Here is a 12,048-nt window from a genome sequence, read left to right on the forward strand (position 1 = left end):
GTCAATGCGAGTGGCGTGGCACCGCTGCTCCGCGCTTGCCGACGAGGAAGTCCAGGTCGCAACCTTCGTCTGCCTGAAGGACGTGATCGACGTACAGGCGCTGATAACCGCCATCGCCATGCACGCGCGGCGGCGCGTGACCGCTCATGCGGCTCGCCAGCTCTTCGTCGCTGATGTCGAGATGCAGCGTGCCCGCATCGCAGTCGAGTTCGATCCAGTCGCCATCGCGCACGGCGGCAAGCGGACCGCCCGCCGCCGCTTCCGGCGCGACGTGCAGCACCACCGTGCCGTATGCGGTGCCGCTCATGCGCGCATCGGAAATGCGGACCATGTCCTTCACGCCCTGGCGCAACAGTTTGGGCGGCAGGCCCATGTTGCCCACTTCGGCCATGCCGGGATAACCCTTCGGTCCGCAGTTCTTCATCACGAGCACGCAGTCCTTGTCGACATCGAGCGATTCGTCGACGATGCGCTCCTTATAGTGTTCGAGGTTCTCGAACACGACCGCGCGTCCCCGGTGCTTGAGCAGTTCGGGCGTCGCTGCCGACGGTTTGAGCACGGCGCCGCGCGGCGCAAGATTGCCGCGCAACACGCGAATGCCGCCGTCCGCGATCAGCGGGTTGCTCAGTTCGCGGATCACTTCATCGTTCGTATTGGGCGCGTTCTTCACGTTCTCCCAAAGCGATTTGCCATTCACCGTCAATGCGTCGGGATGCGGCAAGAGGTTCGCTTCTCCGAGGCGCCTCAGCACGGCGGGCAAGCCGCCCGCGTAATAGAACTCTTCCATCAGGAAGCGGCCCGAGGGCATCAAGTCCACGATGGTCGGCGTGTCGCGACCGATGCGCGTCCAGTCTTCCAGTTCGAGCGGCACGCCGATACGGCCCGCAATCGCCTTCAGGTGAATGACCGCGTTCGTCGAGCCGCCGATAGCCGCGTTGGTGCGGATCGCGTTCTCGAACGCTTCGCGGGTCAGGATCTTCGACAACGTGAGGCCTTCGAGCGCCATCTCCACGATGCGAATGCCCGACATGTGCGCGAGCACGTAGCGGCGCGCATCGACGGCCGGAATCGCGGCGTTGTGCGGCAGCGATGTGCCGAGCGCCTCGGCCATGCAGGCCATCGTGGAGGCGGTGCCCATCGTGTTGCACGTGCCCGCCGAACGCGACATGCCGCCTTCCGCCGAAAGGAACTGATGCAGGTCGATCTCGCCCGCCTTCAGCGATTCGTGCAGTTGCCACACGGCCGTGCCCGAGCCGATGTCCTTGCCGTTGAGCTTGCCGTTCAGCATCGGCCCGCCTGTGACGACGATAGCGGGCACGTCGCAACTCGCCGCGCCCATCAGGAGCGCGGGCGTGGTCTTGTCGCAGCCGGTGAGCAGCACGACGGCATCGATGGGATTGCCGCGAATGGCTTCTTCCACGTCCATCGCCGCGAGATTGCGCGTGAGCATCGCGGTCGGTCGCAGATTCGATTCGCCATTGGAAAACACGGGGAATTCCACGGGAAAGCCGCCCGCCTCGTACACGCCGCGCTTCACGTGTTCGGCGATCTTGCGAAAGTGCGCATTGCACGGCGTGAGTTCAGACCATGTGTTGCAGATGCCGATGACCGGCCTGCCGTCGAACTCGTGATCGGGAATGCCCTGATTCTTCATCCAGCTTCGGTACATGAAGCCGTTCTTGTCGGCGGTGCCGAACCATTCTTGGGAGCGCAGCTTGGGCTTCGATGCCGACATGTGTTTCGTCCTGGTTCATAACGCGATTGCCGCGAAGTCTATGAGGGCGCGTGATAATCTACTAATGAATTGTTCGACGCCACCGATACCCGAAACGGCATTCGTAGAAACCCCTAAAAATGTTGCTGAATTCGACCCCCTGGTACATCCGGAGCCGGCTCAAGACGCGGCAGTTGATGCTCGTCGTCGCGCTCGTGGAGGAAGGCAACATTCATCGCGCGGCGGCCGTGCTCCATATGACGCAACCGGCCGCGTCGAAGCTCTTGCGCGAACTGGAAGAAACGCTCGGCGTGACGCTTTTCGAGCGCGAACCGCGCGGCATGCGCGCCACGCTTTACGGCGAGGCCATCGTGCGTCATGCGCGCGCGGTGCTGGGCAGCCTCGATCAGGCGCAGGAAGAACTCGTCGCGCTGAAGACGGGCCGGCTCGGGCATGTGGCGATCGGCGCGATCACGTCGCCGGGCGTGCGGCTCTTGCCCGCCGCTGTCGCTTCGGTCAAGCGGCAGCACGCGGATATCCGCATCTCCGTCGAGATCGACACCAGCAACGTGCTGCTCGAGCGCCTCGCGCAGGACAAGCTGGATATCGTCATCGGAAGGCTTTCAGTCGAACACGACAAGCTGCGGCTTCGTTACGAACCGCTGACGGGCGAACCGGTGCGCGCGCTGGTGCGTGCCGGTCATCGGTTGCTGAATGCGCCGGCGTTGACGCTCGCCGACGTGCAGCCGTGCGAATGGCTCGTGCCGCCGGCGGGCAGCGTATTGCGGCATCGCTTCGAATTGATGTTCCAGCGCGCGAGTCTGCCGCCGCCGTCGAACGTGGTCGAGACCGCAGCGATTCTTTTCATCACGCGCCTGCTGGAACAAAGCGACATGATCGCGGTGCTCGCAGAAGACGTGGCGCTTTACTATGCGCAGCACGGCATGGCCGCGGTGCTCCCCTTGCCGATGGAATGCCAGATGGACGACTTCGGCATCGTCACGCGCGCCGACCGTCTCTTTGCGCCCGCCACGAGCGTGATGGTCGATGCCTTGCGCGCCACTGCCGCCGAAGTGTACGAGAGCGCATCGCGCTAGGGTTTCGTCGTTCCGTCTGCCAGCGCTGTCACGATCGCATAGGCGGCCCGCACGCGGTCCGCGTTCGGTATGTTCTTGTTGGCGAGCATCACGATGCCCACATGCTTCGCCGGAACGAACGCGACGTACGCGCCGAAGCCGTTGGTCGAGCCGGTCTTGTTGATCCAGACGTCGCCGCGCGGCGCTTGCGGCGGATCGATGCGCTCAGCGGCGTGGCCATCCACGATCATCGAGGGGCTGTTGCCATCGAGCAAGGCGGTCAGCGGCGCCGGGTACGGATACTGTTCCCAGATGAGGTCTTGCGTCATCGGCCCCGACCGGAAATACGCGGTATGCGTGGCCGTGATCGCGCGCTGCAGCGTTATATCCACATGCGCGGCGTCATTCATGTTGGCTTGCAGAAAGCGCGTCATATCCCGCGCCGTCGATCGCACGCCATACGCTTCGGATGAAAGCACGCCCGGATTCATGCGGACGGGCTTGCCGTCCTTGGCATAACCTTCGGCATAGTCGCCCATGCGAGCGGGTGGCACCTGCATATAACTATTGCTCATGCCCAGCTTCGCGAAGACGCGCTGCTCGATGAGCGAGTCGAAATCCTGCCCCGTGCTTCTTGCCGTGATGAGACCGAGCGTGCCGATGCCCGGATTCGCATATGTCCTGTAAGTGCCCGGCGCATAGCGCGGTTTCCAGCTCTTGAAGTACCGCATGAGTTGCGCGTTGTCGTGAACTTCGTCGGGCACTTGCAAGGGCAAGCCGCCCGGCGTGTGCGTGCCGAGATTCAGCAGCGTGACGTCGTCGCCGAACGCGCTGCCGCGCAATTCGGGCAAGTACTTGCCGACCGGATCGCTCAGTGAGAGATGCCCGGTCTCCTGCGCATACGATGCGAGCGTCGCGGTGAACGTCTTGCTGATCGAGCCCAGTTCGAACAAGGTGTCGCGCGTAACGGGCGTGCCGCTTTCCTTCGAAGCCACGCCGTAATCGAAGACATAAGGCTCGCCTTCCACGACGACGCCTATTGCCATGCCCGCGATGCCGTCGCGCGCCATCAAGGGCACGATGCTCTCATCGACAATGTGCTTGATGTCATCGCGGCCGAGGCTTGCCGGCTGACCGAAGACGGATAACGAGCACGCGGAAAGGAGAGCCGCTGCGAAAAGCGTTTTGAGGTTCATTATTTAAGTTGTTTGCCTGAATACGGGAGCAATACTGAATCGATTGGCGGAGGCGGCGCGCGCACGCACGCCGTGGCGAGACTATCCGCCCTTTCTGCGTCCGCCACAATCGAGCGGAATTTGCCGCAGCGTCATCAATCTACTGGCAGACGCGATACGTCGTCGCTTTCGTCTCAGCGCGCTGCGCGCCCCGAAAAACGGCTCGGAAAGCGCCTTTCCCCAGGTTGCAATCCTCTCACGACTCGATACGCGCTGAATCCGCGCCGCTTGAGCGATCCATTCATGGCCGTGTCCGCAGCAAGCGACGAAACATAAATTGATAGCACGCTAACGAATAAAACAATCGCTATAATCCCGGCCCATGACTCCCATTGATCTCCTGCGCCGGTCAGTCAGTAGCACGCTCGTGCTGGCGGCGCGCCGCTGGCGGCGTACGAGCCACGGCGTGCTCGCTTCGTATGGCGTATCGGAGGCGTGCGCGGTGCCGCTGCTCACCGCCAACCGGCTCGGCGAAGCCGTGCGGCAGGTTACGCTCGCGGAGCACGTCGGCATCGAAGGGCCGTCGCTCGTCAGATTGCTGGATCAGTTATGCGCGGCGGGCCTCGTGCGGCGCGACGAAGATCCCGAGGACAAGCGCGCGAAGACCATCACGTTGACGGACGAGGGCCGCGCCGTGACCGCGCGCATGGAAGAGCGGCTTGTCTCGCTGCGCGCCCGCCTGCTCGGGGACGTGAGCCGCGAAGACCTGGAAACGACGCTGCGCGTGCTCAATGCATTTACGGCTTCCCATGCGTCGCTGGATGCACAGACAGTCACGGCGGCGCTCGCGAGCAACAAGAGCCGGGCCGACGCGCCATGAAGTTCGCATCCGCACGCGAGTGGCTGTTCTCGGCCAAGACCTTCGCCGCCGCGATGATCGCGCTCTACATCGGCCTCGCGCTGGAACTGCCGCGTCCTTATTGGGCGATGGCAACGGTCTATATCGTCTCCAACCCGTTCGTCGGCGCGACGCGCTCCAAGGCGCTGTATCGCGCGCTCGGCACCGCTATCGGCGCGGCGGGCGCGGTGGTGATCGTGCCGCCCTTCGTGGAGTCGCCGTTCCTGTTCAGCGTGATCGTCGCGCTTTGGACAGGCACCCTGCTATTCCTCTCGATGTTCGACCGCACCGCGCGCAGCTACGTCTTTCTGCTCGCGGGCTATACGCTGCCGATGATCGCGCTGCCCGCCGTGACGAATCCAGCGGTGGTCTTCGATCTCGCCATCTCGCGCACAGAAGAGATTCTGCTGGGCATCGTGGTGGCGAGCATCGTGGGCAGCGTGGTGTTTCCGAGCCGTCTTGCGCCCACGCTCGTCGAACGTACCGATGCCTGGTTTCGCGACGCCGCCTTCTATGCGAGCGAAACGCTCTCCGGCCGGCTCGCGGGTGCCGCGATCTCCGCGTCGCGGCAGCGGCTCGCGGCGACCGTCAACGGCCTCGAAGTGCTGTTGAGTCAACTCACGTACGATCACGCACGGCCCGATATCGTCCGGCGCGCGCGCGCGTTGCAGGGCCGCATGCAGATTTTCTTGCCGCTGATTTCGTCGCTGGCGGATCCGCTCGTCGAACTGGTCGACAAGCGCGGCACGCATCCGCCCGGGCTCGAAGCGTTGCTTGCCGACGTGGGCAAGTGGATGTCGCTCCCCGCGCCGCAGATTCACGACGCCGCCGAGTCCGATCGCGAGCCGAACGCGCTGCGTGAACGCGTCGCAGCGATGCGGCCATCGGCGCACGCGCTCGCGAGCGAAGACGGCGCGTTGCTTTCGAGCGCGCTGTGGCGTCTTTCGCAGGTCATCGACGTATGGCAGGACATTCGCACGCTGCGCGCCGCCATGCTGCATGACGAACACGAGTGGCGTCCGCGCTTTCGGCACTGGCGGCTCGGCGGCACCGAGCGCTTTTTCGATCGCGGCATGATGCTGTTTTCGGCGGGCGTCGCGGTCAGCGCGATCATCGTCGCGTGTGCGTTGTGGATCGAATCGGGCTGGGCCGACGGCGCGGGCGCGGTCACGCTCGCCGCCGTCGCGTGCTGCTTCTTCGCGGCGCTCGACGAACCCGCGCCGCAAGTGTTCGTCTTCTTTCTGGCGACATGCATGAGCGTGGTGTTCGCGGGGCTCTACGTGTTCGCGGTGTTGCCGCACGTGCATGACTTCCCGATGCTCGTCGTCATCTTCGCGGGGCCGTTCCTCGTCGTCGGCACCTTGATTCCGCAGCCGCGCTTCACGCTCATCACCATGCTCGTCGCGGTGAATACGGCCACGTTCATCAGCATTCAGAGCGCCTACGAAGCGGATTTCTTCGTCTTTCTCAACAGCAATCTCGCGGGCGTGGCCGGGCTTCTGTTCGCGTTCGTGTGGACCCGGGTGACGCGGCCGTTCGGCTCGGAACTCGCGGTCGCGCGGCTCACGCGCTCGGCATGGCGCGATATCGTCGCGTGTTCTTCCACGGCGACGCTCGACGATCAGCGCAATCTCTACTCGCGCATGCTCGACCGCCTGATGCAGGTGCTGCCGCGCCAGGCCTCGACCGATTCGCACCGGCACCCGTCCATCGAGAGCTTCCGTGATTTTCGCGTCGCGCTGAATTCGCTCGATCTGCGGCGCGCGCATCGCAAGCTCGCGTCCGACATTCAGGCGTCGATCGACGAGGTGCTCGCAGGCGTGCGCGATTACTTCGGGCATTGCATCGAGCGGCGCGAACGTCAGCCTGTGCCGTCGACGCTCGTGCGCTCGATCGACCGCGCCGTCGCACAGGTCGCGGCGCACACCATCGCGGAGGCGGAAAAGCACGGGCAGGCGGCATTGCCGGGGGAACGATTGTTGCGCGACACGCTGCACGCGCTCATCGGCGTGCGCTTGTCGCTGCATCCGCCCGCAACCGATACGCAGCCAGCCGCGCGTGGCGACGCGCCACGGGAAGAACCCGCCTGATGCTCACTTCATTCACATCACCGGACCCGCTCGCATGATCGGCGAAATCGACATTCTCGGCGTCTTCGTGCCGGCCGTTCTCGTGCTGATGTTCATCGCGTATCTGCTGAATCTGGTCATCCGCACCGTGCTCACGCGCGTGGGCTTTTATCGCTTCGTGTGGCATCGCTCCGTTTTCGATCTCGGCATCTATGTACTGGTGCTGGGGCTTGTCGTTATCGTTTCGCATCGGCTCATCACGTGAAAAAAACCTGGTTCTCCGTCGGGCAGATCGTGCTCACGCTCATCGTCGTCGCCATTGCAGCCGTCGTGTTGTGGAAGCTGGTCGATTACTACATGTTCGCGCCGTGGACGCGCGATGGCCACGTGCGCGCCGACGTCATCCAGGTCGCGCCCGACGTGTCCGGCCTCATCACCGATGTGAAGGTGCTGGATAACCAGCAGGTGAAGCGCGGCGACGTGCTCTTCGTCATCGATCGCGCGCGCTATACGCTCGCCCTGCGCAACGCCGAAGCCGCCGCGCAACAGCGCCGCGCAACGCTCGATCAGGCGCGGCGCGAGGACGCGCGCAATCGCTCGCTCGGCAACCTCGTGGCGCGCGAAGTGGTCGAGGAAACGCACTCGCGCGTGGAACAGGCGACGGCCGCGCTCGCCGATGCCGAAGTCGCCATCGACACCGCGCGCCTCAACTTGCAACGCACCCAAATCCTGAGTCCGGTAGACGGCTATCTCAACGATCGCGCGCCGCGCATCGGCGAGTTCGTCTCGGCGGGACGCGCGGTGCTGTCCGTCGTCGATATGCATTCTTTCCGCGTCGATGGGTACTTCGAAGAGACGAAGCTGCACGGCATCGATATCGGGCAACCGGTCGATATCAAGGTGATGGGCGAGCCCAACCTGTTGCGCGGACACGTGCAGAGCATCGTCGCGGCCATCGAGGACCGCGACCGTCAGCAGAGTTCGAGCCTGCTGCCGAACGTAAACCCCGCCTTCAGCTGGGTGCGGCTCGCGCAGCGCATTCCGGTGCGCGTGACGCTCGATGAAATCCCCGCAGACTTCCGCATGATCGCCGGGCGCACGGCCACTGTCTCGGTGCGCGGCGTCGGTCCCACCATCGGATCGCGCGCTGCGTCCGGCAACATGACCGCGTCCGCAACGGCGCCGGCATCGCCGGTCGCGGCGCATGTGCCGGCTTCGGGTGCATCGCAATGAAGCGCACAGCACGCATGAGAAGCCCGCGCCTCGGCCTGACGCTGATCGCGTCGATGCTCGTGCTCGGCGGCTGCATGACGGTCGGCCCGGACTACAAGCTGCCCGGAGGCGCAGCGGTCAATGCGCCGTATGCAAACGCGCCCATCGACGGCGCGGATCAGGCGCCCGTTACGCAAGGCACGGCGCCTTCGAAATGGTGGCGTCTCTACGACGATCCCGCGCTCGACGAGCTCGTGAGCGAAGCGTTGATTTCGAACGCGGACATCCGCGTCGCTGCCGCGAACCTCGCGCGTTCGCGTGCCGAAGTCGAATTCGCGAACCGGCAAGGCGGCTTTTCGAGCCGCAGCTCCGTCGCGTTTCAGCGGGCGCAGGAATCGGCGGAACAGTACTTGTTGACCGAGAAACTGCCGGTCGTGAACGAAGGCGCGCTCGAACTGAGCGTGTCGTATGAATTCGATCTCTTCGGCAAGCTGAAGCGCGGCGTGGAAGCCGCCCGCGCCGACGACGAAGCCGTCGAAGCCGCGGTCGATCTCGCGCGCATCACGGTCGTGGCCGACGTCGTGCGCGCGTATGTCGAATCCTGCTCGGCGGCGGAAGAACTGCGCATCGCGCAGAAGTCGTTAGCACTCCAGAGGGAACGCGTGCGGCTCACGCAGCGCCTGCGCGAAGCGGGCCGCAGCAATCAATCCGAAGTCACGCGCGGCCAGACGCAATCCGAGACGCTCGCGGCCGACATTCCGCGCTTCGTAGCGCGCCGCCGCGTGGCGCAGTATCGGCTCGCGATGCTGCTTGCACGCGCGCCGTCCGCGTTGCCGCCCGCCGCGCTCGCGTGCAGCAAGCTGCCGAAGCTGCGCGAGCCGATCCCTGTCGGCGACGGCGCGTCGCTCCTGAAGCGCCGTCCCGATGTGCGGCAAGCCGAGCGGCAACTGGCGGCGTCGACCGCCCGCATCGGCGTGGCGACTGCGGCGCTGTATCCATCAGTGAGCTTCGGCGCGTCGGTCGGTTCGGTGGGCGTCGCGGAGGACTTGCTCGGCGCGACGACGAATCGCTGGGCGTTCGGGCCGCTCATCAACTGGAGCTTTCCGATCAACGGGCAACGCGCCCGCGTAGTGCAGGCCGAAGCGGCATCCGGCGGCGCGCTCGCCCACTTCGATGGCGTGGTGCTCAACGCGCTGCGCGAAACGCAAAGCAGTCTTGCAACGTATGCGTCGGATGCGACGCGCGCCGACAATCTGCGCACCGCGTACCGGTCGGCGGTGGAATCGGCGGACGAAACGCATCGGCTGTACACGGCCGGGCGCGAGTCGTTCGTCGCGGACCTGGATGCCACGCGCACGCTGACGAGCGTCGCCGCGCAGGTGGCGGCGGCGGAAAGCCAGGTCGCGCAAGATCAGGTGAACCTGTTCCTTGCGCTCGGCGGCGGCTGGGAACGCGATGAAGACCTGGCGAACGCGCAGCGCAAGTAGTTGCCCGAGCTTATCCGGCCAGACCGTCCGCCGGCTGCTTCGGCAAGCGCGCTCGAAAGATTGCGAGCTTGCCTTCGCGAGGATAACCGTTCGAAAAGTTCAACTCGTGCAGATGCGAGTCCGCGATATACAGGTATCCGTTCGCAATGGCAAAGCCGTCGGCCCATGAAAGCTGCGGATGCTTGCCGACGAAGGTCTTCTGCGCGAGCGCCGGCTTGCCGTCACGCTCGACGACATCGAACGCAACGACGGTGCGGTTCTCCAGATCGCCGCCGTACAGCACGCCCGCGCCGCTCATGATGAGTCCGCCCGTCTCTGCGCCATCGCCGAGATACTGCACGCGCTCTGAGAGGTCTTGCGCGGAGAGCGATGCATCGATGAGCGCGGCCGTCGGCACGCGCCAGTAGTGATGGTCCGTCAACGGCCGGTAATACAGCCACTCGCGATCCGGCGACAGCGCGATGCCATCGGTTTGCAGCACGAGCACGCCGCCATCCAGCTTGCGTGCAATGCGATCGCCGAACATCAGATGCTGGTTCGGATCGGCGACGCTCGACCGGTCGCCCGCCAGCACGAGCCGCGATTCGCCGCTTTCGAGGTTTGTCACGACCACGCCGCCCTGATTGCCCGCATTGCTAATGAATGCGTAGCCGTGCTTATGATCTATACGGATATCGTTCAGCGAGTCTTTCTGCGTGACGCTCTTGCCGTAGTCGAACCGGCGCACGATCTTGCGCGTGGCAAGGTCTAACTCGATCAGCTTCGGCGGCTGACGCGTCTGATCGACGGACGCGAGCGATGAGTCCAGCGCCCACAGATGGTCGCGCTCATCGACCCACAACGCCTGCACTGAAACCCATTGATTCGAGCCATCGTCGTCGGACTTATAGACGTTCCAGCTCTCGTCGGGAAAGGGCATCAGCGCGCCGGTCTTCGTATCGACTTCGACCATGCTGTAGCGCGACCGTTTGACGGAGGCCGGCGCCGTGGCGAACACCCGCCCCTGCCGCGAGACGCCGATTCCGACGAGCCTGAAGTCATCGCCGAACGTGGCCACGGTTTCGAGGCGCTGTTCGCTTTCGGCCGCTTCGCTGGCGGGCAGACCAACGCTCAGGACACCGGCCAGGCCCGCACACAAAGATGCAAGAACGTGCCGCCGCATGCGCTGCCGGGAATCGTTGTGACTCATTGCGCATCCCTCGTGTTTCCGCTCCTCGCTTATGGTTTGTAAGCGATTAAGAAACGGTGGTTCACTGATGCTAGGTACGCGGCAAACGCCTGTCAAGCTGGCGTGCTCGTCGCAGGCCAGCTTCAATGCCTGGCTTACTGCGACATGGCACCGGACGCAGGATGCTCCTTGCTCATCGAGTCGTGCTTCTTCATCTTGTCCTTGCTCATCGAGTCTTTCTTCATGCTGTCGTGCGACATGGCGTCCTTGCTCATCGAATCGTGCGACATCGCATCGTTGGACATCGCGCCGCTCGCCTGCGCGTGAGCCGCCGATGCGCCGATTGCCAATGCCGCCGCGAACACTACCGTCATCACTCGTTTCATTTCACTTCTCCTTATTGGACCTGCGGACCTGCGTTGAGAAACTGCTCCGGCCGGGCCGGATTCGAAAGCACGGCGGTCATGAACCGCCGAACCAGTTGTAGCCCTGGTCGACCCAATAGCCGCCGGGATACGTGTTGGTGACGAAGATTTCGACGATATGCTTCGGGTTCTTGTAGCCGAGCTTCGTCGGCATGCGCAGCTTCATCGGATAGCCGTATTTCGCGGGCAAGCGCTCGCCGTCATACTCGAACGTGAGCAGCGTCTGCGGATGAAGCGCGGTGGGCATGTCGATGCTTTCGTAATAGTCATCGGCGCAGCGAAAGCCGACGTACTTCGCAGTCGTATCCGCGCCGACGCGCCGCAGAAACTCGCGGAACGGCGTGCCACCCCAGCGCCCTATCGCGCTCCAGCCTTCCACGCAGATATGCCGCGTGATCTGCTCGGCATGAGGCAACGCGTAGAGTTCCGGCAGCGTCCAGACGCGCTGGCCCGTCACGAGACCACTCACCTTCAGCCGGTAGTCCGCGCCATGCACATGAGGCACGTCGTCGATGCCGTAGTACGCATTGAACGGGAAAGGCCGCGTGATCTGCGCCTCGCTGTACGTGGGCGCGAGACGCGTCGGATCGAACAGCAACGCCTGCACGCGATCGTTCAGGCGCGAGACGGCGCCCAGAAACGTGTTGACGGAGTCTTCGTCGGTGATCGAGCAACCGGTCAACAGCGATAGCCCGCCGAGCGTGAGCATGCGCTTGCCGAAGAGGCGTCGCGACGGCATGGCGAGTTCGCGCGTGGCATCGGCGAGCACGGATGCGCGGTCGAGCGTGGCGATCTTTTTACGTTGAGTGTTCATGGCGTGGGCT

The 12,048-nt window shown here is 64.3% G+C and carries 11 protein-coding genes; 6 read left to right on the forward strand and 5 right to left on the reverse strand.

Annotated elements, in window-relative coordinates; genetic code table 11:
• Window position 1: 1 nt before the first annotated feature.
• The gene (locus tag NCR37_RS20130) at window positions 2-1,735 is read right to left on the reverse strand and encodes an IlvD/Edd family dehydratase (RefSeq protein ID WP_250474592.1); all 1,734 of its coding nucleotides are present in this window, start codon (window positions 1,733-1,735) and stop codon (window positions 2-4) included.
• Between the two features lie 119 nt (window positions 1,736-1,854).
• On the opposite strand from NCR37_RS20130, the gene NCR37_RS20135 reads away from it, so the two are divergent.
• Window positions 1,855-2,811, forward strand: a complete 957-nt coding sequence (locus NCR37_RS20135) for a LysR substrate-binding domain-containing protein (protein WP_250474593.1) — start codon at window positions 1,855-1,857, stop codon at window positions 2,809-2,811.
• Here the strand turns inward: NCR37_RS20135 and ampC are convergent.
• Complete coding sequence (ampC, locus tag NCR37_RS20140) at window positions 2,808-3,986, reverse strand: class C beta-lactamase (protein ID WP_250474594.1); 1,179 nt, start codon at window positions 3,984-3,986, stop codon at window positions 2,808-2,810. The genes NCR37_RS20135 and ampC overlap by 4 nt on opposite strands.
• 361 nt (window positions 3,987-4,347) lie before the next feature.
• On the opposite strand from ampC, the gene NCR37_RS20145 reads away from it, so the two are divergent.
• Genes NCR37_RS20145 through NCR37_RS20165 form a run of 5 tightly spaced genes read left to right on the forward strand, consistent with a single transcriptional unit; the run spans window position 4,348 to window position 9,631 of the window.
• The gene (locus NCR37_RS20145) at window positions 4,348-4,845 is read left to right on the forward strand and encodes a MarR family winged helix-turn-helix transcriptional regulator (protein ID WP_250474595.1); all 498 of its coding nucleotides are present in this window, start codon (window positions 4,348-4,350) and stop codon (window positions 4,843-4,845) included.
• Window positions 4,842-6,953 (forward strand): FUSC family protein, encoded by a 2,112-nt coding sequence (locus tag NCR37_RS20150; RefSeq protein ID WP_250474596.1) that lies wholly within the window; start codon window positions 4,842-4,844, stop codon window positions 6,951-6,953. The genes NCR37_RS20145 and NCR37_RS20150 overlap by 4 nt, the downstream gene beginning before the upstream one ends.
• Window positions 6,954-6,987: 34 nt before the next feature.
• Complete coding sequence (locus NCR37_RS20155) at window positions 6,988-7,197, forward strand: DUF1656 domain-containing protein (protein ID WP_175945991.1); 210 nt, start codon at window positions 6,988-6,990, stop codon at window positions 7,195-7,197.
• The gene (locus tag NCR37_RS20160) at window positions 7,194-8,165 is read left to right on the forward strand and encodes an efflux RND transporter periplasmic adaptor subunit (RefSeq protein WP_250474597.1); all 972 of its coding nucleotides are present in this window, start codon (window positions 7,194-7,196) and stop codon (window positions 8,163-8,165) included. Before NCR37_RS20155 ends, NCR37_RS20160 begins: the two co-directional genes overlap by 4 nt.
• Window positions 8,166-8,179: 14 nt before the next feature.
• Window positions 8,180-9,631 carry an efflux transporter outer membrane subunit gene (locus NCR37_RS20165; protein ID WP_250474598.1) on the forward strand — a complete coding sequence of 484 codons (1,452 nt, stop codon included), beginning with the start codon at window positions 8,180-8,182 and terminating at the stop codon, window positions 9,629-9,631.
• Between the two features lie 10 nt (window positions 9,632-9,641).
• Here NCR37_RS20165 and NCR37_RS20170 read toward each other — a convergent pair whose 3' ends face one another.
• From NCR37_RS20170 to NCR37_RS20180, 3 genes are all read right to left on the reverse strand, one after another.
• On the reverse strand, window positions 9,642-10,820 hold the full coding sequence (locus NCR37_RS20170; RefSeq protein WP_250474599.1) for an L-dopachrome tautomerase-related protein: 1,179 nt from the start codon (window positions 10,818-10,820) through the stop codon (window positions 9,642-9,644).
• A gap of 134 nt (window positions 10,821-10,954) precedes the next feature.
• Window positions 10,955-11,185 (reverse strand): pentapeptide MXKDX repeat protein, encoded by a 231-nt coding sequence (locus tag NCR37_RS20175; RefSeq protein ID WP_250474600.1) that lies wholly within the window; start codon window positions 11,183-11,185, stop codon window positions 10,955-10,957.
• 76 nt (window positions 11,186-11,261) lie between these two features.
• Window positions 11,262-12,038, reverse strand: coding sequence for a molybdopterin-dependent oxidoreductase (locus tag NCR37_RS20180; RefSeq protein ID WP_250474601.1), 777 nt, complete (start codon window positions 12,036-12,038; stop codon window positions 11,262-11,264).
• Window positions 12,039-12,048: the final 10 nt, after the last annotated feature.

It is taken from the genome of Caballeronia sp. GAFFF1 (genome assembly GCF_023630705.1).
Lineage (GTDB): Bacteria > Pseudomonadota > Gammaproteobacteria > Burkholderiales > Burkholderiaceae > Caballeronia.

Coding starts and splice junctions, on each gene's coding strand:
- NCR37_RS20145 (WP_250474595.1), top strand. CDS start 4,348: ATGACTCCCATTGATCTCCTGCGCCGGTCAGTCAGTAGCACGCTCGTG.
- NCR37_RS20135 (WP_250474593.1), top strand. CDS start 1,855: ATGTTGCTGAATTCGACCCCCTGGTACATCCGGAGCCGGCTCAAGACG.
- NCR37_RS20155 (WP_175945991.1), top strand. CDS start 6,988: ATGATCGGCGAAATCGACATTCTCGGCGTCTTCGTGCCGGCCGTTCTC.
- NCR37_RS20170 (WP_250474599.1), bottom strand. CDS start 10,820: ATGAGTCACAACGATTCCCGGCAGCGCATGCGGCGGCACGTTCTTGCA.
- NCR37_RS20165 (WP_250474598.1), top strand. CDS start 8,180: ATGAGAAGCCCGCGCCTCGGCCTGACGCTGATCGCGTCGATGCTCGTG.
- NCR37_RS20175 (WP_250474600.1), bottom strand. CDS start 11,185: ATGAAACGAGTGATGACGGTAGTGTTCGCGGCGGCATTGGCAATCGGC.
- NCR37_RS20180 (WP_250474601.1), bottom strand. CDS start 12,038: ATGAACACTCAACGTAAAAAGATCGCCACGCTCGACCGCGCATCCGTG.
- ampC (WP_250474594.1), bottom strand. CDS start 3,986: ATGAACCTCAAAACGCTTTTCGCAGCGGCTCTCCTTTCCGCGTGCTCG.
- NCR37_RS20130 (WP_250474592.1), bottom strand. CDS start 1,735: ATGTCGGCATCGAAGCCCAAGCTGCGCTCCCAAGAATGGTTCGGCACC.
- NCR37_RS20150 (WP_250474596.1), top strand. CDS start 4,842: ATGAAGTTCGCATCCGCACGCGAGTGGCTGTTCTCGGCCAAGACCTTC.